Source organism: Rhodopseudomonas pentothenatexigens, assembly GCF_900218015.1.
GTDB classification, from domain to species: domain Bacteria; phylum Pseudomonadota; class Alphaproteobacteria; order Rhizobiales; family Xanthobacteraceae; genus Rhodopseudomonas; species Rhodopseudomonas pentothenatexigens.
On record NZ_UFQQ01000032.1, the window covers coordinates 24,084 to 49,936 of the forward strand.

A 25,853-nucleotide genomic window follows, 5' to 3' on the forward strand; every position below is an offset into this window, starting at 1 on the left:
CTGCGTGGGACGACCGGAGAAGAGCGTTCTGCAAAGCATCTCGCCGAGAGACGGAACGTCTCGAAACGCCGGAAAATATGGAGACCCGCTCGATCGGGTTTTTTGCAATACCTTCGGCGGTTTCGCCGAAGTGCCGGACAGCAACGACGTGCGACCGCACTCGGCGAAATAGAACTTGCAGCCCGACGCGGCGGCCAAGAAGAAGAGGGAATGGATGTCTGACTCACAGGATACCCACCAGCGCACCAGACTGCCCGCCGAGCTCGATCATGTCATCGTGCTCGTTCACGGTGAACTCGATCAGGCGGCGGCGGCGTATCAGGCGCTCGGATTCCACCTCACGCCGCGCGGCCATCATTCGCTCGGCTCGTCGAACAACCTTGCGATCTTCCGGAACAACTATCTCGAACTGCTCGGCTACGAGCCGGGCAAGAAGCAGCAGCGCCCCGAGCAGTGGCACGACCCCAAAGGACTCTCCGGCATCGTCTGGCGCTGCCCGGATCCGGCGCGCGCGCAGCTCAACGCCTCGCACGCCGGCGTGACCGCCGAGACTCCGCTCGATTTTGTTCGGCCGGTCGAAACCGGTGCCGGAACGTTCGATGCGGCCTTCACGGTGCTGCATCTGCCGAAGCTCGGCTTCGACTATGGCCGGACGTTCTTCTGTCACCACAAGACGCCCGAACTGGTGTGGCGCTCGGAATGGCAGACGCATCCGAACGGCGTGGAGAACATCTCTGAATTCGTGTTCTGCGGCGACGATCCGCGTTCGGCGCTGAGCCTGTTCGAGGGCATGTTCGGTCCGGGGCTGCTGCAGGAAATCCCCAGCGGCTACGGCTTCGGCGCCGCGGAAGCGCGGGTGGTGGCGCTGACCCGTGAGGCCGCCACACAGCACTACGGCGCCGATGCGCCGCTTCCCGAAGAGGGCAAGACGCAGATGATCGGGCTCGGCTTCAAGACCGCGTCGATCGCCCAAGCCCAACAGGCGCTGCAGGCCGGCGGCGTGCCGTTCACCGCAACCGGTGGCCGTCTGCGCGTCGGGCCGGCGCACAGCTTCGGCGTCGTCATCGAGTTTTCCGAGTAGTCACCGCCAACGCCTTCGGCGCGCCAGAGCGCCGCAACACACAACAAAGAAAAGGAGAGATGCATGCGTGCAGTGCTGCTTCGTGACCACGGTGGTCTCGACCAGATGGAATATGTCGAGGATTTCGCCAATCCGGAGCCCGGCGAAGGCGACGTGCTGATCAAGGTGAAGGCGACCTCCTACAATTATCACGACATCTTCACGCGCCGTGGAATGCCCGGCATCCGCATTCCGATGCCGATCATCATGGGGATCGACATCGCCGGCGAAGTCGCCGCGCTCGGCGCCGGCGTCGAAGGCTGGAAGATCGGCGACCGCGTGCTGATCGATCCGATCAACCGGGTCGAAGGCGGCCTGATGGGTGAGACGCGCCATGGCGGCCTCGCCGAATACTGCGTCACCCGTGCTCATCAGCTGATCGCGCTGCCCGACGACATTTCGTTCGAGCAGGCGGCGAGCCTGCCGGTGGCCTACGGCACCGCGCTGCGGATGATGACCACCATCGGCCAGGTCTCGGCGGGCGAGAAGGTGCTGATCCTCGGCGCGTCCGGCGGCGTCGGCATCTGCTGCGTGCAACTCGCCAAGGCGGCCGGCGCCTATGTGATCGCCTGCGCCGGATCGGCGGAAAAGGGCGAGCGGCTCACCGAGATCGGCGCCGACGAGATCATTCTCTACAACGAAGTCGACTTCATGCAGGAGTGCCGCGCCCGCCACGGCAAGCCGCGCGCCGGCAAGGCGTCGAAAGGGTCGGGCGTCGACATGGTGGTCAACTTCACCGGCGGCGACACCTGGGTGCCCTCGCTGAAGTGCCTGCGCAAAGGCGGCCGGCTGGTGACCTGCGGCGCCACCGCGGGTTTCGATCCGACCGAGGACATCCGCTTCATCTGGACCTTCGAACTGCGCATCCTCGGCTCCAACGGCTGGGAGCGTGAGGACATCCTGAAGCTGTTCGAGCTGATCCGCGCCGGCAAGATGAAGGCCGTCGTCGATCGCACTTTTCCGCTCCAGGACGCGATCGAGGCGATGGGGGTGCTCGAGGCGCGCAAGGTGCTCGGCAAGCTCGTGGTAACGCCATGAGCGCCACCGCGAAGACGCTCGGCGTCGCTGAGTTGCAGGCGATGGTCGAAAACTCGCCGTTCATCGCGTTCTGCGGGCTGAAGGTGACGGAACTCGATCTCGAACGGCAGGCGCTGACCATGCATGCGCCGTTCCGTGCCGAATTCGAGCGCGGCCCGGGCACCAAGCAATGGCACGGCGGCCCGCTCGCCTCGATCATCGACACCGTCGGCGATTTCGCGATCGCGATGCTGGTCGGCGGCGGCATCCCGACGATCAACTTCCGAGTCGACTATCTGCGTCCCGCGGTGGACACCGGGCTCGTCGCCAAAGCCACCGTGCGCCGCGTCGGCCGCACCGTCGGTGTCGCCGATGTCGATCTGTTCAACGACAAGGGCGCCCTGGTCGCGATCGGCCGCGGATCGTACGCGATCCCCGCGTCGGGAAACTGATCTTCACCCATCTCCGCCGAGCCTTGCCCGGCGGACAGACTGACATCGCCAACAGTTCGGGACCGGAGGTTCGAGATGACTAGCACCATCAACAGACGGGTATTTCTGGGCACGTCCGCCCTCGCGGCGATCGCCGCCGGAACGTCGCTTGGGTTTCCATCCACGGCGTCGGCGCAGGGAACGCCGAAGAAGGGCGGCGTGCTGGTCGCGACCTGGGGCGGCTTCGAGCCGCAGGCCGTGTTCGTGCCCGGCGGCGGCGGCTCCAGCCCGCTGATCAGTTCGACCAAGATTCTCGAGCCGCTGCTGCGTCAGGACAGCAAGGCAGAGTTTCTTCCCGTGCTCGCCACCGACGTCAAGCCTTCGGCCGACTTCAAGTCTTACGACATCGTGCTCCGCAAGGGCGTGACCTGGCACGACGGCAAGCCGTTCACCGCCGACGACGTGGTCTTCAGCATCAACAAATACTGGCTGCCCACCATCGCCAAGGCGGCGCTGAAGAACCTTTCCGGGGCCGAGGCGACGGAGCAGGGCGTGCGCGTCACCTTCAACGAGCCGACGCCGGAGTTCTTCTTCAAGTCGGTGTTGGCGAGCTCGCTGGTCATTCCCAAACACGTCTATGACGGTTCGGAAATCGCCACCAACCCGGCCAACAATGCGCCGATCGGCACCGGTCCTTTCAAGTTCAAGCAGTGGGTGCGCGGCAGCCACATCGAATACGCCGCCAACGACAAATACTGGGACGCCGGCAAGCCGTATCTCAACGGCCTGGTGATGCGCTACTGGCGCGACGCCGCATCGCGCACCGCGGCGCTGGAGGCCGACGAACTGCAGCTCGGCATCTTCAATCCGATCCCGACCCCGGACATCGACCGCCTGTCCAAGACCGGCAAGTTCGTCGCCTCGACCGACGGCTATCTCGGGGCCGCGTGGGCATCGACGATCGAATTCAACAGCCGCCGCGACATCGTCAAGGATCCGGCCGTACGCCGCGCGCTGCTGACCGCGATCGACCGGGAGACCATCGCCGACGTGGTGTATTTCGGTCGCGCCAAGCCGGGAACCTCGTTCGTCAGCTCGACCAACCCGAAGTTCTACAATCCGAACCTGCCGCGCTACGAATTCGACGCGAAGAAGGCAGCCAAGATGCTCGACGACGCCGGCTACCCCAAGAAGGGCAAGTCGCGCTTCAAGATTCATCTGCTCGCCGCCGGCTGGTTCGAGGAGAACGGCAAGGTCGGTCAGTTCGTGAAGCAGAACCTCGAGGACATCGGAGTCGAGGTGACGCTCTCGGTGCCCGACCGGGCGACCTCGCTGAAGCAGATCTACGGCGATTACGATTACGACATTGCGCTGTCGAACTATGCGGCGCGCGTCGAGCTGGTTCCGCAGCAGACCGACTATCTCACCACCAGCGGGATCGTGAAGGGTGCGGCCTTCCGCAACGCCACCGGCTATTCCAATACCGAGGTCGACGACATCGTCGCCAAGATGTCGATCGAGACCGACGAAGCCAAGCGGAAGGATTTGGCCTTCAAATTGCAGGAGATCACCGCGCGAGATCTGCCGATCACCGTCCTGGTCGAACTGATCCCGACCACGATGATGGCCAAGAAGGTCAAGGGCGTCGGCAATCGTGCCGATATTTCAGCGGACAGCCTGTCGGACGTCTGGCTCGACGTCTGAACTCCGGAGGAGATGAAGCGATGAAACGCGCGATCGTGCGACGGCTGTTTCAGATCGTCTCGCTCATTCTCGGCGTCATCGTGATGAACTTCACGCTCATCCAGATGGCGCCGGGATCGCTGCTCGACATCATGACGTCCGAGCAGCAGGTCACCGATCCGGCGACATTGCAGCATCTCAGGCAGCTGTACGGCCTCGATCAACCGGCGATCGTGCAGCTGCTGCGCTACACCTGGTCGGTGTTCAGCTTCGACCTCGGCTATTCGTATCGGCAGAATGCGCCGGTGTTCGACATCATCATGGCGCAGCTGCCCTCGACGCTGCTGCTGATGCTGACGTCGCTCGGGGTGGCGGTGACGCTGGGGATGATCGCCGGTGTCGTCGCATCGGTGAAGGTCAACACCGTCTGGGATGTCGTGATCTCCCTGGCGGCCGTGTTCTTCTTTGCTGCGCCGACGTTCTGGCTCGGCATCATGCTGATCATCTTCTTCGCCGTGCATCTCGACTGGCTGCCGGTCGGCGGCATGACCACGATCGGCGAACAGTTCGGGGCGGTCGGGCAGGTGGTCGACGTGATCCGCCACCTGATTCTGCCGGCACTGTCGCTGGGGCTGTTCTACGCCGCGATCTACACGCGGGTGATGCGGGCTTCGATGCTCGAAGTGTTCTCGCTCGACTTCGTCCGCACCGCGCGCGCCAAGGGCCTCAGCAAGACCCGCGTCATCCTCGCCCACGTGTTCCGCAACGCCTTGCTGCCGGTCGTGACGCTGCTCGGCCTGCAGCTCGGCACCGTGCTCGGCGGCTCGGTGGTGATCGAGGCGGTGTTCTCCTGGCCGGGCATCGGCAGTCTGATGCTCGACAGCGTGATGAGCCGCAACTACCCGGTGGTGCTGGGCGTGTTCGTTCTGTCGGCGGTCGTAGTCGCCGTCGCCAACCTGCTCGTGGATCTTGCCTACTACCGGCTCGATCCGCGCATCCGGAGCCGGTGATCATGAATGATCGATCCGCTTTTGCCGAATTCGCCGGGCGCTTCGCGCGCAACCGCGGCGCGCTGCTCGGAATGATCATCCTGGTCGTAGTGCTGGCCCTGGCGCTCGCCGCGCCCTGGCTGATCGACAAGAACCCGCTGCGCATCGTGTCGCGGCCGGAGGTCTGGCCGTTCACCAATCCGCGCTTCCCGCTCGGCACGGATTCGATCGGTCGCAACATCTTCGCGATGGTGGTCTACGGCGCGCGCACGACGCTGATGATCGGCATCGTCGCCGCGCTGACCGCGACCGCCATCGGGGTCGTGATCGGTGCGGCCGCGGCCTGGTTCGGCGGCTGGGTCGACGAGATCCTGACCCGGATCACCGAGCTGTTTCAAACCGTTCCCAACATCCTGCTGATCATGACAGTGGTGGCGATTCTGGGGCAGACCATCGACAACATCACGATGGCGATCGGCGTCACGATGTGGCCCGGCATCGCCCGGCTGACGCGCGCCGAATTCCTCACGCTGAAGAACCGCGAATTCGTGATGGCGTGTCGCTCGATGGGCATGAGCAACATCCGGATCATGGCTGGCGAGATCCTGCCCAACGCCATTCCGCCGGTCATCGTGCTCGCCTCGGTGATCATCGGCAGCTCGATTCTGTTCGAGAGCGCGATCTCGTTTCTCGGTCTCGGCGATCCGAACGTCGCAAGCTGGGGCGCGCTGATCGGCGACGGCCGCACGCTGATCCGGCGCTCCTGGTACATCTGCGCGATTCCGGGCATCGCGATCATGCTCACCGTGCTGGCGATGAACCTGATCGGCGACGGTCTCAACGACGCGCTCAATCCCAAGCTGAGGGACCGCTGAGATGGCGGCATTGCTCGAAATCCGCGATCTAGCGGTCGACCTGTTCACGCGGCGCGGCGTGCTGCGCGCGATCGACCGCTTCTCACTCACCGTCGAACACGGCGAGACGCTCGGGCTGGTCGGCGAGTCCGGCTGCGGCAAGTCGATGACGTCGCTGGCGATCATGGGGCTGCTGCCGACGCCGCCGGCGAAGGTGACGGGCGGCGCGATCCTGCTCGAAGGCCGCGATCTCACCCGCCTGAGCGACACCAGGATGCAGGCGGTGCGGGGACGCGAGATCGGGATCATCTTCCAGGATCCGATGAGCTCGTTGAACCCGGTCTACACCGTCGGCTATCAACTCGCCGAAGTGCTTCGGCGCCACTTCAAGCTGGATCGCCGCGGCGCCGAGAAGCGCGCGCTGGAATTGCTGGACCGGGTTCGCATCCCGGATGCGCGACGCCGGCTCGACGCCTATCCGCACGAATTGTCCGGTGGCATGAACCAGCGCGTGGTCATCGCCATGGCGATCGCATGCGAGCCGAAGCTGCTGATCGCCGACGAGCCGACCACGGCGCTCGACGTCACTATCCAGGCGCAGATCCTCGAATTGCTCAAGGACATCCAGCGCGAGTCGCGAATGGGGGTGATCTTCATCACCCACGACCTCGGGGTGATCGCCGACGTCGCCGACCGGGTCACGGTGATGTACGCCGGCAAAAAGGCGGAGGAGGCACCGGTCGACGTTCTGTTCGGCGACCCGCGCCATCCCTACACCCGCGGTCTGATCGGCGCGACGCCGAAGCCGGGCGACGAGCGGCGCCGCCGGCTCGTCGAAATTCCCGGGACGGTGCCGGGCCTGTCGGACCGTTCGCAAGGCTGCACCTTCGCCAACCGCTGTCCGCTGGTGTTCGATCGCTGCCGCATCGAACAGCCGGCGTTGATCCCTCAGGGCGCCGGACACGCGGCCGCCTGCTTCCTGGCTGACGAAATGGAGGACCGCCATGTCGCTTCTGTCGGTGCGTAGCCTCGTCGTCGACTACCAGACGTCGTCCGGCGTCGTTCACGCGGTCAACGACGTCAGCCTGGAGATCGAGGCGGGCGAGACGGTGGGGCTCGTCGGCGAATCGGGTTGCGGAAAATCCACGCTGGGCAAGGCGATCATGCAGCTGATCCCGGCCACCAACGGCCAGATAGTGCTGGACGGCCAGAACATCAGCAGCCTGTCGCCGTCGGCCATGCGTCCGATCCGCGCCAAGATGCAGATGATCTTCCAGGATCCGTACAACTCACTCAACCCGCGACGCACGGTCGGCAATCTGATCGCGCAGCCGTTGCAGGTCGCCGGCTACGACAAGGCGGCCATCGCGGCGCGCGTGTCCGAACTGATGACGCAAGTCGGGCTGCCGCCGGATGCGGCGTCCCGCTATCCGCACGAGTTCTCCGGCGGCCAGCGGCAGCGCATCGGCATCGCCCGTGCACTGGCGCTGAAGCCCAAGCTGGTGATCTGCGACGAGCCGGTGTCGGCGCTCGACGTCTCGATCCGGGCGCAGGTGATCAACCTGCTGCAGGATCTGTCGGACAAGCTCGGCGTCTCCTATCTGTTCATCTCCCACGATCTGACGATGGTGCAGCACATCGCCAACAAGCTGATCGTGATGTATCTCGGCCGGGTCGTCGAGACGGGCTCGGCCGAGACGATTTGGAAGCATCCGGCGCATCCTTACACGCAGGCGCTGCTCGCCGCCGCGCCGGTGGCCGACCCGCACGTCATGCGCAGCCGCAATCGTTTCGTCCTGCAGGGCGATCTGCCGAGTCCGACCAATCTGCCGCAGGGCTGTGCGTTCTCGACGCGCTGCCCGTTCGTCACCGACCGCTGCCGCCAGGAGCGACCGGTGCTGCGGCCGCTCGGTGAGAACCGCAGGACGGCCTGTCACTATGATCTGGTCGATCAGCTCGAGGGTGCGGCGAGCACTTCCATTTCGTCCTTCAGTCGGAACGTCGAAGGCAAGTACAAGGTAGGAGCACGAGCATGAGCTTTCGGTGGAAGAACCTCGGTGATCTGGTGGATCGCTCCCTCGATCTCGATCGTCCCGCGATCATCGATCTGCGGACCGCCGAGCCCAGGGTCTGGACCCATCGGGAGATCGATCGGCTCGCCAACGGTGTCGCGTCCCATCTGACCGGACTCGGCCTTGCGCGTGGCACCACGGTCGCCATTCTGTCGCTCAACCGCGCCGAGTACATCGCGACCTATTTCGGCATCATTCGGGCCGGCTTCGTCGCGCTTCCAGTCAACACCAAGCAGCCTGCCGAAACCATCGACTTCGTGCTGCGCGACTCCGATACCAAATTCGTCTTCGTCGACGCGGCTTCGCGTCCGCTGCTGCCCGAAGGCTTCGCGTTCCTCGATTTCGACGATGCGGGACCCGAAGGCTTCGCCGCGCGCATCGTGCCGGGCGAATTCGAAACGGTCGAGGCGCAGCCGGGCGAACTCGGCCAGATCCTGTACACCTCCGGCTCGACCGGACGGCCGAAGGGTGTCGAACTCAGCCACGACAGCCAGCTCTGGGCGCTCGCCGCAAAGGGCGTCAGCGCTGACTCCTGCAACGAGGTCTACATCATCGCCCAGCCGCTGTTCCACATGAACGGTCTGTTCGGCGCCAAGAGCATTTTCGCCAGCAACGCCAGCGTGGTGCTGATGCCCGGCTTCGACAGCCGGCGCTATCTGCAGGCGATGGCGGACCACGGCGTCACTGCCGTCACCGCGGTGCCGACGATGTTCGCGCGGCTGCTGCGCGAGCCCGACCTCCTGGCCGCCAACGACTACAGCAAGCTGAAGCGGCTGGCGCTGGCCTCGGCGCCGATCACCCGCGCCATGGCCGACAAGATCGAGGCGGCGTTTCCGCACGCCCAGCTGACCCACGGCTATGGCACCACGGAAGCGGGTCCGTCGGTGTTCGGACCGCATCCCGACGGCAAGACGCCGCCGCCGCTGACGATCGGCTATCCGATCGACCCGTCGATGGTGAAGCTGGTCGACGGCCCGAGCGACGACGAGGGCGTGCTGCTGATGCGCAACCCGGCGCTGATGACGCGCTATCGCGGCATGCCGGAGAAGACCGCCTCTGTGATGCGCGACGGCTGGTACTACAGCGGCGACGTGATGCGCCGCGATGAGGACGGCTTCTACTACTTCATCGGCCGGGCCGACGACATGTTCGTGTGCGGCGGCGAAAACATCTATCCGGGCGACGTCGAGAAGATGCTGGAGACCCACCCGGCGGTACGCCAGGCCGCGGTTGTTCCGCTCGCCGACGAGGAGCGCGGCCAGATGCCGGTGGCGTTCCTGGTGCTGGCCGACGGCAAGAGCGCCACGACCGAGGACATCAAGGCCTATGCCCTGCGCAACGGTCCGACTTATCAGCACCCACGCCGCGTCAGCTTCGTCGCCGATCTGCCATGGGCCGGCACGAACAAGATCGACCGCGCGGCGCTGATCCGCCAGGCCAAGGAGCTGGAAGCCGGTAACGGCTGGTCGGTGTCCTCGACCGCGGAAGCCGCCGAATGAGCGGAACACTGACCGGCAAGACGGCGCTGGTGACCGGCTCGAGCCGCGGCATCGGACGCGCGATCGCAATCGCGGCGGCGCGCGAAGGCGCACTGGTCGGGGTGCACTATGCCGGCGGCGCCGATGCAGCCCGGGAAACCCTCGACGCGATCCGCACTGCGGGCGGCGACGGATTTCTGCTCCAGGCCGATCTGTCCGAGCGAACCGGACCGGACGCGCTGGCGACGGCGTTCCTCGACGCGGTCGAGCAGCGCACGGGCCGGCGCAGCTTCGATCTTCTGGTCAACAATGCCGGCTATGGCGGCCGCTACCGCATCGACGAGGTCGACGACGAAATCTTTGACCGCATGATCGCGGTGAATTTGCGCGCGCCGTTTTTCCTCACTCGGGCCCTACATTCGGCAATCAAGGACGGGGGCCGCATCGTCAACGTCTCGTCGATGGGCACCCGCGCGGCGTTTCCGGACATGAGCATCTACGCGCCGTCGAAGGCGGCACTGGAGACGCTCAGCGTCGTCCTCGCCAAGCAGCTCGGGCCGCGCGGCATCACCGTCAACGCAGTCCTGCCCGGCGCGACGGTCACCGACATGAACCCGCTCGATAAGGATCCGGCCCGGGCGGCTGCCGCAATTCAAACCATCGCGCTCGGCCGGCTCGGCCAGACCGACGACATCGCCGCGGTGGTGATGTTTCTGCTGTCTGACGCCGCCGGCTGGATCACCGGCCAACGTATCGACGCCTCCGGCGGGCAACGGATCTGATGGTCGATCGCAGGCCGTGAAGGGCTCGAACAGCGTCGGTTCGACCCAAGCACGCCTGATACCGCCACGAGGCCCTGACGTCTCCGCACACCTAGGCCGAGCTTGTTGTTCGGTCCTGGGGCGTGGTCGACTCCTCCACCGTCGGTCCAAACCGCGCGCCGAGCGTGCCTGGGCGGGCCGTGGCAGCGGCAGCATTGGCCGGCGATCGCACGCTGGGTTCGTTTATGCGCACCGCGGTGGGGCGCCGTCGCGGTGAACCCGCGCGGAGACCAGCGCAATCTGACCGTTTCCTACCAATTTCCGTGCGCGATCCGAGATTTCTGCCGGTTGAAACTGCTCAGCGGTACAAGGGTGTCATGCACCCGAACTGATTTCATGATTAAGTCGCGCTCCTGCTGCACTGCGAATCCCGCGGCGGATCTGTGCGAGGGGTATGATAGTGCGGCCTGTCGCATGATTGTTCACAAGATGATTTGGGGCCAGTTGTTTCCAATGCGAGACGCACAGCCGCCCTGCCGCGCCCGATGACAGCCCATGAGCGCCTCGAAGGCGGCCGCGACGATCGTGGCCGACGGCGCTGGCCGACGAGACTGTTTTGCCCGTCATGACGATTCACACCGATGTCGATCGCGACTGGAAGGATCGCGTTTCCGCACAGGCCTTGAAGCAGATTCGGGATCTCGATCTTTCGCTCGACCCCGAGAGCTTCGAACTGTGGTACGCGTTCTTCGCCGGCCGGCACAAAGCGCTCACCGAAGCGGTCGACGCGCTGCTCGCGGCGAAGCCGCGGCCGACCTCGCACGATATCGCCGAACTGTACGAGCAGGTACTGTTTCCGACCAAGGCGGCGACGCGGATTCACGCGATCGGCGCCGAGGTGCAGTCGCAGTCGAGCCGGCTGATCGACGTCATCGCCGAAGCCTCCGACGCTTCCCAGGGCTATCAGTGCCGGCTGTCGGACGCCGCGCCGCGGCTGGCTGGCGGGCTGAGCGACGGCGGCGCCGCGACCATCGTCGATGACCTGTTGCGCTGGACCATCGAGATGCGCGCCACCAATGCGCTGCTGGTCGATCGGCTCGGCAACGCAGCGGCACAAGTTCGCGATCTGCAGCACCAGCTCGACCAGGTCCGGCTCGAGAGCATGACCGATCCGCTCACGGATGTCGGCAATCGCAAGTTCTTCGAGACGTCGCTGGCGCGGCTGATCGCCGCCGGTGAAGCCGGCGGTCCGCTGTCGCTGCTGATCGTCGACCTCGACAATTTCAAGCAGTTCAACGACCGCCATGGCCACGTCGTCGGCGACGACGTGCTGCGGCTGGCGGCGGCGACGATCAAGCACAGCTGCCGCCGCGACGACGTGGTCTGCCGCTTCGGCGGTGACGAGTTCGCCATCATCCTTCCCGGAACGGCGCTACGCGAGGCGCTGCTGATCGGCGAGAACATCCGGACGGCGATCGCCGCGCGCGAATTGCACCGCCGCTCGACCCATGAGAGCCTCGGGCGGCTGCTGATCTCGATCGGCTCGGCGGAACTCCGGCGCGGCGAAGCGGTGGAGGAATTCGTCGAACGGGCCGATCACTGGATGTATGCCGCCAAGCAGGCGAGCCGAAGCCGGTTGTCGCTCGACACCGAGGGCAAGGCGCGGCAGCCGGTCGTGACGCATCCCACGATTCTCTGGCACGACAGCTACGCCTGCGGCGAGCCGACGATTGACGCGCAACACCGTGAGCTGTTCGATCTCGCCAACGTCGTGCTCGGCCGGGAGATCGAAACGCTGGGGGCCGCGAAGCTGGCCGAGCTCGTCGATCTGCTGATCGGCAGAGTGGTCGACCACTTCGCCTACGAAGAGTCGGTGCTTGAAGCGACCGGTTACGACGAGCTCGCGCTGCATCGCCTCGAGCACGATCATCTTCTGCTCCGCGCCCGGCAGCTCCGGGACGGGATGCTGGCGGGCGGCCAATCGCTGGGTGAGCTACGTGAGTTCCTGGTGAATTCGGTGATCATCGGTCACATGCTGCATGACGATCGACGATTCTTTCCGCTGTTCGACGGCGGCTCGATGGCCGCGTGAGCTTGCGGCGCCGCCGCGCCGTGAATGCCGCTCGCCGGTTTAGCCGATCAAACCTTCGCACCGTCCGCCGACGGCCATCGTGGCCGACTGGTCCGCCGTCGATCCTGCGGTCTCGGCCGCAAACTGCTGTACCATGGGGCCATCTGTTGCTGGCGAATCGCGCGGTCACTGGCGATTGTGTGTGAGCGGCTGACGGAGTGGGCGTCGAGACCGGTCGGAATGATAGGAGCGCAGTTCGCTAGCGTCGTCGTCGTGGTGTGGCGGGAAGGCGTCGAGGCGCTGCTGATCGTCGGCATCCTCAATGTCTGGCTGCGCAGCAACGACGTCGGGGGGCGCGGCCGGCGCTTCCTGTGGGCGGGCGCCGCCACCGGGCTGCTGATCGCCGTCGGCTTCGGCACCACCATCGCGATGTTCGGCGGTTCGATCCCGCCGGGCAGCCGCCAGATCTACGGCGCCTTCGCGGCGCTGCTCGCCGCCGCCCTGATCGTGCACATGGTCGGCTGGATCCGCGGTCAGGCCCTCACCCTGCGGCTTGAACTCGAGACCGCACTCAACCAGGAGTCGATCGCCGGGAGCTGGTGGGGCATGTTCACGCTCGCCGCGCTGGCGATTGCCCGCGAGGGCGCCGAGTCGATTCTGTTCGTGCTCGGGGCGCTGGCGTCGGTCGGCCAGGTCTCGCCGGCCGAGCCGGTGCTCGGTGCCGTTGTCGGGCTGGGACTCGCGGTGGCAACCTATCTGGCGCTGCAGGCCGGCAGCCGGGTGATCACCTGGCGCCGTTTCTTCCGCGTCACCGAAGCGATGATGCTGCTGATGGCGGCTGCGCTCCTGATCAGCGGACTCGACACCCTGACCCGGCTCGGAATGCTGCCGGCGACCGGCCGGCTGTGGGACACCTCAGCCGTGCTGCCCGACAGCGGCCCGGTCGGCGCCCTGGTGGCCGGGCTCACCGGCTATCGGGCGCAGCCGACCGTGCTGCAGCTCGGCGTCTATCTGGCGTATTGGGCCGGCATCGCGCTGCTGCTGCACAAGACCTCGCCGTCGCAAGCGATGGTCGTCGCCGAGAGCCAGAGCGAAGTTCAGCGCTGAGCCGACCGCGCCGCGCGCGCGGCCGCATCCTGCGCCGCCTCGTCCTCCATCGAGCCGCGCAGGCTGGTCTGCTGGGCAAGGTGAGGATACTGCCGCTTCATCTCGGCCTGCACGAATTTCACCGGGACGTCGAAATACGCGCCGTGCTCGCGGACATATTCCATGAACCGCGCGTCGTTGTTGTCGAACGCCTGCATCACCGCATCCGAGGAGCCGTCGAAGTCGAGCGGCGCGACGCCGAGCTTGTCGCACAGCGTGCGATTGAAGGTCGGCGACGCCTTGACCCAGCGCGTCCCGGTGAAGCATTCGGCGTAGCCGTGCCAGGCGAACAGGTCGGTGCCCATCGTTCGGGTCAGGTTCTCGGTGGCGAGGTGATTGCGCACGTCGGCGAAGCACACCCGCGCCGGAATCCCGGAGGCGCGCGCCAGGGCGGCGAATGCCGAAGCCTTGCCGACGCAATAGCCGCGCTCGGCGCGCAGCACGCTGGAGGCGCGGAAAATCTCCGGGCTGGAAAAGTCGACATACGGATCGTAGCGGACGCCGTCGCGCACCGCGAGGTACAGCGCCCGGAGTTTGTCGGCGAGCGTTTCGGCGCCGCGCGTCGCCTGCGTGGCGCGGGCGATCACCTCGGGGTGGTCGCTGTCGATGAATTCCGCCGGTGCCAGGCAGACCGCGATCTCGGACGCGGCCCTGGGGCCGCCGACGCCGGGCTCAGACCGCATGCAGCTTCGGCCTCGCAGACAGGATGTTGCGCGCTATCACCACCGGGCAATCCGGCGCGTGCTGGATTTCGTCGCCGGTCTGCAGCCACGGCACCGACGCTCCGCACAATTTGCACTGGTTGTGCGCGCCGCCGTCCTCTTCGGAGACGATCTCGATGGCCGTCTTCAACAGGGCGGTGGCGATCTTGCGGACGTCTTCGGCGGCGGTATCAGTCATGGGTCGGTTCCGTGAAACGCGTGGCGGCCGGTGGCCGCGGCGGGAGTGTGCCGCCGTTCGCCGGCGGTTGCAACCGAGCCGGATGGCTCGGCTTTTGATCAGTTGCAGGGATGACGACGGCCGTCCTGACCGCGATAGGCGGCAGCGCCCTGGCCGCACAGCGCCGACAGCGGTCCGTCGTAGGTGGCATAGGCCTGGCCGGGCCACACCGGCGGTCCGTAATTATGGCTGTAGGCGGCGCTGGGCGGCAGATGGTAGCGAAACTCGCGGTGGAGAAACGGGTGGTGCTCGTACACGACGTAACCGAGGTGGTGATGGTGGCGGTGCTTGTGACCGGCCAGCGCCGGTGCGGTGCTCGCGATCGACAGCATCGTGACGGTACAGACCAGTCTTGCGAGGTTCATGACGGACTCCGGTTCGTTCCCGAACAGGAACGCGCCGGCCGGGCGGTGGTTTCATCGCCGGTCCGATCGTCCGCGGGTCAGCTCCGTTCGGCGGCCTCGGCTCGGGCCGGGGCGGCGCGCCCCGCGACCGCGTCGGCCATCCGTTCGATTTCGGCCGCGATGGTATCGGCGTGGGCGTGATGCGCCATGTGGCCGGCGCCGTTCAGGCGGAGCAGCCGCGCCTGCGGCACCGCCTGGGCCAGCGCCTCGGCATGGACCTGGGGCGGCACCACCGGATCGGCAGTGCCGGCGACGATCACGGTCGGCACCTGGATAGCGGCGTAGCGTGGAATGTGGTCGATCAACTGATCGCGCAGCCCGGCATATTCTTCGAGGCTGGCGGCGAACCGTTTGGCGGTCAGCGCCAAAGCCAGCCGGCTGCGCTCGGCGTAGTCGGAAGGCGGCGTCTCAGGGCGAAAAATCCGCGCCGCGATCCGATTCATCATCGCCAGCGACAGCGGCGGCAGCAGCGTATAGGTGACCAGCGGCTGCATCAGCACTTCGGCGGCGCGCTGGAACAGCGGCAGGCCCTGCGGCCGCGGATGCGTGGTCGGATTGATCAGCACCAGCCCGGCAACGGTATCGGGATTGTCGAGCGCATAGCGCAGCGCGATCAGGCCGCCGAACGAATGACCGACCACGATCAGCGGACCGGCGTTGCGGTCGCGCAGCACTTCGCGGATCAGCGTCACCTGATAGGCCGGCGAGGCGACCGGTCCGGTGCCGGTGACGCTGTAGCCCTGGCCGGGACGGTCGGGGATGATCACCCGCAGCCGCCGCGCCAGCCGCTCGCCGAGTGCCATCCGCATGTCTTCGCAGCACAGGTTGGCGCCGTGCAGCAACAGGACCGCGGGCTGGCCCGGCTCCGGCGCCCGCGCCGGGGCGAGATCGATGGCGTGCATCCGCACGCCGTTGGCGTTGATGAACACGCCGCGGGGCGGATAGCGCGCTTCCAGCCGGCGCGCCAGCCGGCACGACACCCAGCCCGCCGCAGTGAACAGCGCGACGACGCTCAGCGCCAGCAAGATCAAAGTCGTCATCGCATCCTTCGGTGGGCGATTCTCCGCGGCGAGTCCGCGACATTTGGTGAAGTTGAGCACGCGGGCGTGATGCCGCAATTGATCTTTCGCAATGGTCCCCGCCGGTTCCGAGGCTAGCTCTCGGCAGGGCGATCGACCGCGGATCATCATGTTGCAGAAAACCGAGCAGATCGAGGCGCCGCGTCCCAATCTGGCCGCACGCTGGGCGAGCGGATTGTGGCGTTACAAATGGGCCGCGCTCGGTATCGCTGTGGTCCTGATCGCGGCGGGGCTCGGGCTCGTCCGGCTGCTGCTCGGGCCCGAAGTGGTCGCCGTCGCGGTACAGCGCGGCAACCTGGTGCAGACCGTGGTGGCCAGCGGCCACATCGAAACACCATATCGCGTCGAAATCGCCAGCCAGATCACCGGCACGGTCAAGGACGTGCTGGTGAAGGAAGGTCAGCAGGTCCACCAGGGCCAGCAGCTCGTCGCGATCGAGGCGTCGGAATTGCAGGCCTGGGTGGTGCAGGCCGAAGGCGCCGTGGCGCAGGCCCAGGCACGGGTACGCCAGCTGCGCGAGCTTACCAAGCCGGCGGCCGACGAAGCGCTGAAACAGGCCCACGCCAACCTGCTCAACGCCGAGGCGATCTACGAGCGTGCCTCCAAGCTGGCAGCCTCCGGCTACGGCACCAAGGCGACGCTCGACGACGCCACCAAGAATCTCGATGTCGCCCGCACCCAGGTGCGCACCGCCGAGCTGCAGGTGTTCACCTCCAGCCCCGGCGGCAGCGACTTCGTGATGGCCGAGACCCAGCTCAGCCAGGCGCTCGCCAATCTCAACACCGCGCAGGCGCGGCTCGGCTACGCCACCATCGTGGCGCCGCGCGACGGAGTGCTGATCACGCGGGCGGTCGAGCGCGGCACGGTGGTGCAGCCGGGCAAGGCGCTGCTGGTGCTGGCGCCGGCGGGCGACATCCAGATCGTGGTGCAGATCGACGAGAAGAATCTCGGCCAGCTCGCGCTCGGCCAGCACGCGCTGGCCTCCGCCGACGCCTATCCGGACAAGCGGTTCGATGCGACGCTGAGCTACATCAATCCGTCGGTCGACATCAACCGCGCCTCGGTCGAGATCAAGCTCAAGGTCGACGATCCGCCGGACTATCTGCGCCAGGACATGACGGTGTCGGTCGACATCGCCACTGCGCGGCGCGACGACGTGGTGATCGTGACGGCGCGCGCGGTGAACGACGCGACCGCCGCGCCCTACGTGCTGAAAGCGAGCGGCGGCCGCGCGGTACGCCAGCCGGTCAAGCTCGGCCTGCGCGGCGTCGGCTTCTACGAGGTGATCGACGGCCTCGTTCCCGGCGACCGGGTGATTCCGCTCGCCACCGGCGTCGTGCCGGATCAGCGCATCCGCGCGGTGCTGCGATGAAGCGCTGGCTGCCGTTCGAGTGGATCGCCGCGGTGCGGTTTCTGCTCGACGGCGCGGTGCAGACGCTGGTGATCGTCGGCGGCATCGCGATCGGCGTCGGCGTCATCGTGTTCATGTCGGCGATGCTGGCCGGTCTGCAGGCCAATTTCATCAAGCGGGTGCTGACCTCGGTGCCGCAGATCCAATTGCTGCCGCCGGATCAGGTGGCCCGGCCGCTTCGCGATGAGCCCGGCACGGTCGAGGCCGCGGTGGTGCAGCGCCCGACCCAGCGGATGATCTCGATCGACCAATGGCCGAAGATCCGCGCCGAGATGCAGGCCCGGCCGGACGTGGTCTACGCCGCCGCCACCGCATCGGGCTCGGCGCTGGCGCTGCGCGGCGACACCAGCCGCGCCGTCACGCTGTACGGCATCGAACCGGAGATCTATTTCAAGATCGTCAGGGTGCCGGACTTCATCGTCGCCGGCGAGGCGCAGGTCACCACCGAGGGCATCCTGATCGGCATCGAGCTGGCGCGCGATCTCGGCGCGTCGCTGGGCGACAAGATCATCGTGTCGACGCCTCTCGCCGGCAATCGCATCCTCACCATCAAGGGCATCTTCGATTTCGGCAACAAGGCCGCCAATCAGCGCAACACCTTCGTCACGTTGCGCAACGCCCAGAGCATGCTCGGGCTGATCGGCGGCGTCACCTCGATCGATCTGACGGTGGCAGACATCTACACGGCCGAGACCATCGCCCAGGAGGTGCAGGCGATGCTGCGGGTGAAGGCGGACAGCTGGATCAAGACCAACGCGCAGTTCTTCACCGCGGTGCAGGCGCAGCAGAATTCCAACACGCTGATCCGGCTGTTCGTCGGCCTGTCGGTAGCGTTCGGCATCGCCGCGGTGCTGATCGTGACGGTGATCCAGCGTTCCAAGGACATCGGCATCCTGCGCGCGATGGGGACGCGGCGCGGCCAGATCCTTCAGGTGTTTCTGATCCAGGGCGGGCTGCTCGCCTTCGTCGGGTCGGTGCTCGGCTCTGCGCTCGGCGCGCTGGCGCTGTTCACCTGGCATCGCTCGGCGCGTCAGGTCGACGGCAGCGAGCTGTTTCCGCTGATCCTCGAACCCGATCTGTTCGTGTGGGCCGCGGTGCTTGCCACCGCGACCGGCGTCGCCGCGGCGATCGCCCCGGCGCTGCGTGCCGCAAGGCTCGATCCGGTGGTGGCGATCCGTGGCTGACGTCCTCACCCTCGACGGGATCCGCAAATCCTACAATGTCGGCACGCCGGTCGAGACCGAGGTGCTGCACGGCATCGACCTGACGATGCAGCGCGGCGACTTCCTGGCGCTGATGGGGCCGTCCGGCTCGGGCAAGTCGACGCTGCTCAACATCATCGGCCTGCTCGACCGGCCGACCGGCGGTCGCCTGCTGATCAACGGTGAGGACACCGGACAGCTCGGCGACTCGGCGCTGACGCATCTGCGCGGCCACGCCATCGGCTTCGTGTTCCAGTATCACTACCTGATCTCGGCGTTCACCGCCCGCGAGAATGTGATGATGCCGATGCTGGTCGATCGCGGCCGCCCCGATACGGCGATGGAGCAGCGCGCCGACGAACTGCTCGACCGCGTCGGTCTCAGCCGCTGGCGCAACAACAGCGCCACCAACATGTCCGGCGGCCAGCAACAGCGCGTCGCGGTCGCGCGCGCGCTGGCGATGGACCCCGACCTCGTCCTCGCCGACGAGCCGACCGGCAACCTCGACACTAAATCCGCCGACGACGTGTTCGAACTGATGCGCGAAATCAACCGCGAACGCGGCACCACGTTTCTACTCGTGACCCACAACGACGACCTCGCCGCACGATGCGACCGGATCGTCCGCGTGGTGGATGGCAGGATTGCGGGGTAGGGCAAAGAAGACGCTGCTTTAGACGAGGCATGGCACGTCGCCCGCGTCACACTCCGCCGTCATCGCCCGGCTCGTCCGGGCGACCCAGTATTGCAGAGTATTGGCTGGTCGCTCAGGGCGTCGCCAGAGCCGCTCTGGAATACTAGATCCCCCGCATGCGCGGGGGATGACAGCTAGTGGTGGGGCAGCGCCAATCGTTCAAATGAAAGGATGCGCGGGGGCTGGCCCCGCGAATCCGTCGTCACTTCTAGCGTTGGTGGTTAGTTCGTAACCCTCGCCTCAAGCACCTCGCCGAACATCTCCCAGCGATCGCCTTTGAAGCGCATCAGTTGCATCTGCTCGATCGGGAAGTGATCGGTCGGCGAGGTGTTCATGGTGATACCGGGCAGCAGCGACGCCGGCGCGTAGCCCTTCAGGCTGGTCGCCACCTTCATGATGTTCTCGCGCGTCAGATTATCGCCGGCCTGCTTCAGGATGTGTTCCAGCGTCTGTGCGGCGCCGTAGGAATACAGCAACAGGCCGTTGGAACGATCGGAACCCGGCATGTACTTCTGCAGGAACGCGTCCCATTCCTTCACGCCCGGATCGTCCTTCCAGGTCGGATCGGTCGGATCTTTGACATAGCTCGCGGTGATGGCGTCCTGCGCATATTCCATCCCGGCCGGCTTGATCACTGCGCCCACGGACGACGACACGTTGTTCAGCACGTGAACCGGCTTCCAGCCGAGTTCGCCCATCTTGCGGATCGCGAGCGCGGCGAATTTCGGCGTGGAGAGATTGAGGAACAGATCGGCACCCGACGCCTTGAGCTTGGCCATCTGGGAATCGATGGTCGGATCGGTGATGTCGTAGGTCGCCTCCGAGATGATCATCGAGGCCTTGGCGCCGAACCCGTCCTTGACGCCCTTGTAGATGTCCTTGCCGTAGTCGTCGTTCGCCACCAGCACGGCGATCTTGGCGTTGGGGTGGGTCGCCATGATCCACTTCGCGTAGATCCGGCCCTCCGCCTGATAGGGCGGGTTGAACGGCATCGTCCACGGATAGGTCTTCGGATCGTCGCCGAACCGCGTGCCGCCGCTCGACAGCATCAGCTGCGGCACTTTCTTCTGGTTCAGGTACTTCATGACGGCGGTGTTCGAAGGCGTTCCGAGCGTGTGGTACAGGAACAGCACCTCGTCGCCTTCGACCAGCTTGCGGGTCTGCTCCACCGCCTTCGGCGGCGAATAGGCGTCGTCATACGAAATGAAATTGATCTTGCGGCCGTTGATGCCGCCTTTCTCGTTCAGCATCTTGACGTAGGCGCTCTGCACCTGACCGACGATGCCGTAGGCCGACGCCGGGCCGCTGTAGGGCACGAAATTGCCGATCTTGATTTCGGTGTCGCTGGCGCCCGGCCCATAGGCCTTCTGTGCGAGCGAGACACCGGGCGCGAGCAAAGAGGTCGCCGCGACCACGGCCGCAAGTTTGAACAGTCTCATCTGTTTCCATCCCGTTTTCTTGGCGCGATCTTTTTCGATCGTCACGGCGACGATACTACGCACGCGCGGCACGGCGGTGCAATGCCGATCGCGTGGACCAATCAGCGCATGGCACGAACGACGGCGATTATTCCGTCACAGGGGCGCGGCCCCACGGCTACGCGGGCAAGACTGCTGATATTTGCTTTGTGCGGAATTCGCGGCCGGCGCGCGTGTTCCGCGCGTTCGCCGAGTGCTCACGCCGCCGCGTCACGCTCGCCCGGCACCGAGGTCTGTCCGCCGAGCGTCTGACGGACCCAGAGCTTCTGCACCAGCACCATGCAGGTCACGGCCAGCGGGACCGCCAGGATGATTCCGGGCCAGCCGAACAGCAGCCCGAAGCCGGCGATCGCGAACAGGATGAGCGCCGGCGGCACCTGAACGGCGCGACGCTGCACCATCGGCGTGATCAGATTGCCCTCGAGCTGCTGAATGATCAGAATCGCCAGCCCGGTCCAGATCACCGCCGAACCGCCTTGGGTGAAGGACAGCAGCAGCGCCGGCAACGCGCCGACCACCGGGCCGATCATCGGCACGAAATTAGTCAAGCCGGCGATCAGTCCCAATCCGATGGGGGAGGGCAGCCCGATCAGCCAGAACGCGAACCCTGACGCGAAGCCGACCAGCACCATCGATACCAGCTGGCCGAGGAACCAGAGTCGCAGCGCCGCCGCAGTGACGTTCATCGCGTCCTGAATCCGATCGTGCTGAGCGCGCGGAAACAGCAGCACCAGTCCGGCCCGATACACGTTGGGATCGGCGGCCAGATACACCGCGGCGATGAGCACCAGCAGGATGTCGAGGATTCCGCCGACGAACGAGTAGCCGATGCTGGCGGCACGCGACAGCAGGCCGCTGCTCGGGGTGGACGAGAGCTCGTCGCGCATCCGCGCGGCCGCGTCGTCGTAGCCGAACTGGCTGCCGAGAGCGTTCAGCGCGTCCGGCGCACGGCGGAACACCTCACCGAGCTGGCCCGCAAGTTCGGCGCCGAACAGCCAGCCGAATGCCCCGACGACGACGATCAGCGCGGAGACGACGATCGCGAGCGCCGAGCCGTGTCCGACCGACAGGCGGGACTGAATCACCCGGGCGAAGCCGGCCATCAGCACCGACAGCAGCACGGCGGCGAAAACCAGCGGCAGCAGGTCGGCGACCGACCACGCGACGTAGCACAGAAACACGACGCCCGCGGCAATCAGCAGACGGCGGAAGTAACGCCACTCGGTGTTCATCGCCGAGTCCACCGCTGCGCCGGGCTATCGAGGATTGAAGTCGTCGCAGGCGATCCACCACTGCGTCGGCAAAGTCGCATCGGCGATGTTGTCGAGGATTCCGGGATTCGTCCCGGACCGGAAGTCCAGGATGCACAGCTCGGTGCCGCCGGACCGAACGCGGGTGATCTTCAGATGTCGGCATTCGTCGGGGACGAACTGTCCCTTGCTGCCGACAACCTGCTCGATCTTCTGCTGTGACGGGCAGGCAGGGAAACTGCTCTGGGCTTTCGCGAGGCCGGGAGTTGCCGCGATCACACCGGCTATTGCGGCAGCAGAGCGTAACAGCATGGAATGATCCTTTCGTTGTGATCGGGTGGACCCGTGAGTCCGAGCGACGTGCCGGGCTGCTCCCGACACCTCTCGCCCGCGGACGCTTCATCCGTACACTCCGACGAAACCCATACCTGCTCGCGTTGGTTCCTCAGCTCGCGCGGCTGACGTGATGGCAGCGAGGCTGCGTCGGCTGCCCCGACGGCGACCGGCCTCCGCCGAGGCGACATCGTGACGCATTAGTTCCGCAGCTTCGGCGACCGCATCGTCGAACGATGAAAGCAGCGGCGGCGCAGGGCGATCTGCACATTGGGTCGTCTTTGCATCACAGCGGCGCGGCCGCGAGGGTATGCAGTGAGGGGCGGCAATGACATGAATCAATGCTGTGATGGTGATACGTCAGTCTGCTGGTCCTGCACTCTGCGCAATCGCATCCGCGGGCGAATTGTTCGGCGCCGAGCGATCCAGATTCGACTCGCGGCAGACGATGGTCAGATTTCGAAGAGAGGCGTCATCATTGCGTAACGCAACTTCATCCATCAGCAGCACCACCGATCCTGCGGTCGCCCCCGAACAAGGATGGCACGCCGCGGAGGTCGAGGTCGTCCTCGCCGCGGTGAACGGCAGCGCCGACGGCCTGACACAGCAGGAAGCGGCCGAACGGCTCGCTGTGTTCGGGCCGAACGCCCTGCCGGGCGCGCCGCCGCGCAGCGCGTTGCTGCGGTTCCTGCTGCAGTTCCACAATCTCCTGATCTACGTGCTGCTCGCCGCGGGCGTGCTGTCGGCCGCGATCGGCCACGTCACCGATGCGGCGGTGATTTTCGGCGTGGTGCTGATCAACGCGGTGATCGGCTTCGTCCAGGAAGGCCGGGCCGAAAAGGCCCTGGATGCGATCCAGAAGATGATCGAGCCGCACGCCGCGGTGCTGCGCGACGGCCGCCGGACGACGATCCCGGCCGACCAGGTGGTGCCCGGCGATATCGTGTTGCTCGAAGCCGGCGACCGGGTGCCGGCCGATCTGCGCATCGTCCGCGGGCGCAATCTGCGCATCGACGAGGCGATTCTCACCGGCGAGTCGGTCCCCGTGGACAAGGGCAGCGCTGCGGTGGCCGTTGACGCCGCGCTCGGCGACCGCAGCTCGATGACATTTTCCGGAACGCTGGTCACCGAGGGGCAGGGCAGCGGCGTGGTGGTCGCAACCGGCGCGCGCACGGAGCTCGGCCGGATCAGCGCGATGATCGGCGCGGTGGAGAAGCTGGCGACGCCGTTGGTGCGGCAGATGGACCAGTTCGCGCGGCAGATCACCTTTGTGGTGCTCGCGGTCTCGGTGTTGGTGTTCGCCTATGCGGTGCTGGTGCAGGCGTATCGGCTGGACGACGCTTTCATGATCGTGATCGGGCTGGCGGTGTCGGCGATCCCCGAAGGCCTGCCGGCGGTGATGACGATCACGCTCGCGGTCGGGCTGCAACGGATGGCGCGGCGCAACGCCATCATCCGCCGGCTGCCTGCAGTCGAGACGCTCGGCTCGGTGTCGGTGATTTGCTCCGACAAGACTGGCACGTTGACGCGCAATGAGATGACCGTGCGCAATGTCGTCACCGCGCACGGCCGGATCGATGTCGACGGCGCGGGCTACGCGCCCGACGGAGGATTTCAGATCCGAGGGGCCGAGCCGGTCGATCCGGCGGCTGATGCCGTGCTGGAGCAGCTCACGCTCGGAGCGCTGTTGTGCAACAACGCCGAGTTGCGCAAGGCCGACGATGGTTGGTCGGTCGACGGCGACCCAATGGAGGGCGCGCTGATCACGCTGGCGCTGAAGGCCGGCCACGACAGCTCCGCGGCGCGGCTGGAATTCCCGCGCCTCGACGAACTGCCGTTCGACGCCCGCACGCGCTACATGGCGACGCTGCATGCCGGCGAGCGCGGCGGCGCGGTCGCTTACGTCAAGGGTGCCCCGGAAGTGGTGTTGGCGATGTGCGACACCGTTGCGACATCGGACGGCGTGCAGCCTCTCGATCGCGATGCGTTCGAGGCCGCGGTCGAGACGATGGCGGCGAACGGGCAGCGTGTATTGGCAATCGCGCGGTGCGATTGCGACGGCGCCTTGCGCGATCTGTTGCCCGAGCACGTCGAGTCCGGGCTGACGCTGCTGGGATTGGTCGGACTGATCGATCCGCCGCGTCCCGAGGCGATCGACGCCGTCGCCGAGTGCCGAGCCGCCGGCATCCGGGTGAAGATGATCACCGGCGACCATGCCGCCACCGCGCGGGCGATCGCGCAGCAGCTCGGTCTCGCCGACGATCCGGCGACAGTCACCGGGCGGCAGCTCGACGACGCCGCGCCCGACGAGTTTCGCAGGCAGGCGCGCGAGGCCGCGGTGTTCGCGCGCACCAGCCCCGAGCACAAGCTCCGGCTGATCGAGGCGCTGCAGGACGACGGCTCGGTGATCGCGATGACCGGCGATGGCGTCAACGACGCGCCGGCGCTGAAGCGCGCCGATGTCGGCGTGGCGATGGGCTGCAAGGGCACCGAAGCCGCCAAGCAGGCCAGCGAAATGGTGCTGGCCGACGACAATTTTGCTTCGATCGCCGCGGCGGTGCGCGAAGGGCGCACCGTCAACGACAACCTGGTCAAGGTGATCGGCTGGACGTTGCCGACCAATGGCGGCGAGGCGCTCACCATCATCCTGGCGATCGCGTTCGGGCTGACGTTGCCGGTCACCGCGGTTCAGATCTTGTGGATCAACATGATCACCGCGGTGGCGCTCGGGCTGACGCTGGCGTTCGAGCCGACCGAGCCGAACGCGATGCGCCGTCCGGCCCGGCCCGGCAATCAGCCGCTGCTATCGCCGCTGCTGCTGTGGCGAATCGGATTCGTTTCGGTGCTGATGGTCATCGGCACCTTCGGGATCTACGCCTGGGCGACCGCGCGCGGTCTGCCGGTCGAGACGGCTCGGACCATGGCGGTCAACGTGCTGGTGGTGATGGAGATCTTCTATTTGTTCAGCGTCCGCTACATCCGCGGCCCGTCGATCACCTGGCAGGGCGTGGTCGGCACCCCCGCGGTGCTGATCGGCGTGTCGATCGTCGTGCTGGCGCAGCTCGCCTTCACCTATCTGCCGCCGCTGCAGGCGGTGTTCGACACCAGGCCGATCGCGCCCGCCGACGGTGTCGTCATCGTCGCGGTCGGCGTGGCGCTGCTGGTGCTGGTGGAGCTGGAGAAGCGATGGTCGAGCCGAGGCTAGAGCAGTTCTGTTTTTCATCGAATCAGAGCTGATCCGCACCGCCTGCCACACGCACAACCTCATGGTGAGGAGGCGCGTAGCGCCGTCTCGAACCATGTGACGCACGGAATGCGTTGCCCCATCCTTCGAGACGCCCGGCTTCGCCGGGCTCCTTGTATTAGCGCGATCTGCTATCCTTCATCATTCCCTTCGGGGAATGCCCCGTCCCGGACGGCCATCCGGGACGGGGCGCCGGT

At 66.3% G+C, this 25,853-nt stretch carries 23 protein-coding genes; 16 read left to right on the forward strand and 7 right to left on the reverse strand.

Annotated features, from left to right (window positions below; all coding sequences use genetic code 11):
- Window positions 1–214: 214 nt before the first annotated feature.
- From DWA33_RS21755 to DWA33_RS21810, 12 genes are all read left to right on the forward strand, one after another.
- On the forward strand, window positions 215–1,081 hold the full coding sequence (locus DWA33_RS21755; RefSeq protein WP_114360609.1) for a VOC family protein: 867 nt from the start codon (window positions 215–217) through the stop codon (window positions 1,079–1,081).
- Window positions 1,082–1,144: 63 nt separating this feature from the next.
- Entirely contained in the window at window positions 1,145–2,158 is a 1,014-nt protein-coding gene (locus tag DWA33_RS21760) for a quinone oxidoreductase family protein (RefSeq protein WP_114360590.1), read from the forward strand.
- Window positions 2,155–2,589: a PaaI family thioesterase gene (locus DWA33_RS21765; RefSeq protein WP_114360591.1), complete on the forward strand. Its 435-nt coding sequence runs from the start codon at window positions 2,155–2,157 to the stop codon at window positions 2,587–2,589. The genes DWA33_RS21760 and DWA33_RS21765 overlap by 4 nt, the downstream gene beginning before the upstream one ends.
- Window positions 2,590–2,664: 75 nt before the next feature.
- The gene (locus tag DWA33_RS21770; RefSeq protein WP_114360592.1) at window positions 2,665–4,272 is read left to right on the forward strand and encodes an ABC transporter substrate-binding protein; all 1,608 of its coding nucleotides are present in this window, start codon (window positions 2,665–2,667) and stop codon (window positions 4,270–4,272) included.
- 20 nt (window positions 4,273–4,292) lie between these two features.
- Window positions 4,293–5,261 carry an ABC transporter permease gene (locus DWA33_RS21775; protein ID WP_114360593.1) on the forward strand — a complete coding sequence of 323 codons (969 nt, stop codon included), beginning with the start codon at window positions 4,293–4,295 and terminating at the stop codon, window positions 5,259–5,261.
- A 2-nt stretch (window positions 5,262–5,263) separates the two neighbouring features.
- Window positions 5,264–6,115: an ABC transporter permease gene (locus DWA33_RS21780; protein ID WP_114360594.1), complete on the forward strand. Its 852-nt coding sequence runs from the start codon at window positions 5,264–5,266 to the stop codon at window positions 6,113–6,115.
- Window position 6,116: 1 nt separating this feature from the next.
- A complete protein-coding gene (locus DWA33_RS21785) occupies window positions 6,117–7,121 on the forward strand; it encodes an ABC transporter ATP-binding protein (RefSeq protein ID WP_114360595.1) in 1,005 nt (334 codons plus the stop codon).
- Window positions 7,099–8,130 carry an ABC transporter ATP-binding protein gene (locus DWA33_RS21790; RefSeq protein ID WP_114360596.1) on the forward strand — a complete coding sequence of 344 codons (1,032 nt, stop codon included), beginning with the start codon at window positions 7,099–7,101 and terminating at the stop codon, window positions 8,128–8,130. Before DWA33_RS21785 ends, DWA33_RS21790 begins: the two co-directional genes overlap by 23 nt.
- Window positions 8,127–9,665, forward strand: coding sequence for a class I adenylate-forming enzyme family protein (locus DWA33_RS21795; protein ID WP_114360597.1), 1,539 nt, complete (start codon window positions 8,127–8,129; stop codon window positions 9,663–9,665). The genes DWA33_RS21790 and DWA33_RS21795 overlap by 4 nt, the downstream gene beginning before the upstream one ends.
- Window positions 9,662–10,426 carry an SDR family oxidoreductase gene (locus tag DWA33_RS21800; protein WP_114360598.1) on the forward strand — a complete coding sequence of 255 codons (765 nt, stop codon included), beginning with the start codon at window positions 9,662–9,664 and terminating at the stop codon, window positions 10,424–10,426. The genes DWA33_RS21795 and DWA33_RS21800 overlap by 4 nt, the downstream gene beginning before the upstream one ends.
- Window positions 10,427–11,030: 604 nt before the next feature.
- Window positions 11,031–12,497 carry a diguanylate cyclase gene (locus tag DWA33_RS21805; protein WP_114360610.1) on the forward strand — a complete coding sequence of 489 codons (1,467 nt, stop codon included), beginning with the start codon at window positions 11,031–11,033 and terminating at the stop codon, window positions 12,495–12,497.
- A gap of 219 nt (window positions 12,498–12,716) precedes the next feature.
- Window positions 12,717–13,583, forward strand: coding sequence for an FTR1 family iron permease (locus DWA33_RS21810; protein ID WP_114360599.1), 867 nt, complete (start codon window positions 12,717–12,719; stop codon window positions 13,581–13,583).
- Here the strand turns inward: DWA33_RS21810 and DWA33_RS21815 are convergent.
- The 4 genes from DWA33_RS21815 to DWA33_RS21830 all read right to left on the reverse strand — a co-directional run bounded on the left by DWA33_RS21815 (window position 13,574) and on the right by DWA33_RS21830 (window position 16,005).
- Window positions 13,574–14,305: a transglutaminase-like domain-containing protein gene (locus tag DWA33_RS21815; RefSeq protein ID WP_114360600.1), complete on the reverse strand. Its 732-nt coding sequence runs from the start codon at window positions 14,303–14,305 to the stop codon at window positions 13,574–13,576. The two genes, DWA33_RS21810 and DWA33_RS21815, sit on opposite strands and share 10 nt — an antisense overlap.
- Window positions 14,295–14,522: a DUF3222 family protein gene (locus DWA33_RS21820; RefSeq protein WP_114360601.1), complete on the reverse strand. Its 228-nt coding sequence runs from the start codon at window positions 14,520–14,522 to the stop codon at window positions 14,295–14,297. The genes DWA33_RS21815 and DWA33_RS21820 overlap by 11 nt, the downstream gene beginning before the upstream one ends.
- A 98-nt stretch (window positions 14,523–14,620) precedes the next feature.
- Entirely contained in the window at window positions 14,621–14,926 is a 306-nt protein-coding gene (locus tag DWA33_RS21825) for a hypothetical protein (RefSeq protein WP_114360602.1), read from the reverse strand.
- 77 nt (window positions 14,927–15,003) lie between these two features.
- Entirely contained in the window at window positions 15,004–16,005 is a 1,002-nt protein-coding gene (locus tag DWA33_RS21830) for an alpha/beta fold hydrolase (protein ID WP_114360611.1), read from the reverse strand.
- Between the two features lie 148 nt (window positions 16,006–16,153).
- On the opposite strand from DWA33_RS21830, the gene DWA33_RS21835 reads away from it, so the two are divergent.
- From DWA33_RS21835 to DWA33_RS21845, 3 genes are read left to right on the forward strand one after another with little or no spacing between them, the layout of a single operon-like run.
- Window positions 16,154–17,416, forward strand: coding sequence for an efflux RND transporter periplasmic adaptor subunit (locus DWA33_RS21835; RefSeq protein ID WP_114360603.1), 1,263 nt, complete (start codon window positions 16,154–16,156; stop codon window positions 17,414–17,416).
- Window positions 17,413–18,639 carry an ABC transporter permease gene (locus DWA33_RS21840; protein WP_114360604.1) on the forward strand — a complete coding sequence of 409 codons (1,227 nt, stop codon included), beginning with the start codon at window positions 17,413–17,415 and terminating at the stop codon, window positions 18,637–18,639. Before DWA33_RS21835 ends, DWA33_RS21840 begins: the two co-directional genes overlap by 4 nt.
- Window positions 18,632–19,312 carry an ABC transporter ATP-binding protein gene (locus tag DWA33_RS21845; protein ID WP_114360605.1) on the forward strand — a complete coding sequence of 227 codons (681 nt, stop codon included), beginning with the start codon at window positions 18,632–18,634 and terminating at the stop codon, window positions 19,310–19,312. Before DWA33_RS21840 ends, DWA33_RS21845 begins: the two co-directional genes overlap by 8 nt.
- Before the next feature lie 260 nt (window positions 19,313–19,572).
- Here DWA33_RS21845 and DWA33_RS21850 read toward each other — a convergent pair whose 3' ends face one another.
- The 3 genes from DWA33_RS21850 to DWA33_RS21860 all read right to left on the reverse strand — a co-directional run bounded on the left by DWA33_RS21850 (window position 19,573) and on the right by DWA33_RS21860 (window position 22,391).
- Complete coding sequence (locus DWA33_RS21850; protein ID WP_114360612.1) at window positions 19,573–20,790, reverse strand: ABC transporter substrate-binding protein; 1,218 nt, start codon at window positions 20,788–20,790, stop codon at window positions 19,573–19,575.
- 236 nt (window positions 20,791–21,026) lie between these two features.
- The gene (locus DWA33_RS21855) at window positions 21,027–22,061 is read right to left on the reverse strand and encodes an AI-2E family transporter (RefSeq protein WP_114360606.1); all 1,035 of its coding nucleotides are present in this window, start codon (window positions 22,059–22,061) and stop codon (window positions 21,027–21,029) included.
- A gap of 24 nt (window positions 22,062–22,085) precedes the next feature.
- Window positions 22,086–22,391 (reverse strand): hypothetical protein, encoded by a 306-nt coding sequence (locus DWA33_RS21860; protein WP_114360607.1) that lies wholly within the window; start codon window positions 22,389–22,391, stop codon window positions 22,086–22,088.
- Window positions 22,392–22,890: 499 nt separating this feature from the next.
- Here DWA33_RS21860 and DWA33_RS21865 point away from each other — a divergent pair, with 499 nt between their 5' ends.
- On the forward strand, window positions 22,891–25,617 hold the full coding sequence (locus DWA33_RS21865; RefSeq protein ID WP_244601371.1) for a cation-transporting P-type ATPase: 2,727 nt from the start codon (window positions 22,891–22,893) through the stop codon (window positions 25,615–25,617).
- Window positions 25,618–25,853: the final 236 nt, after the last annotated feature.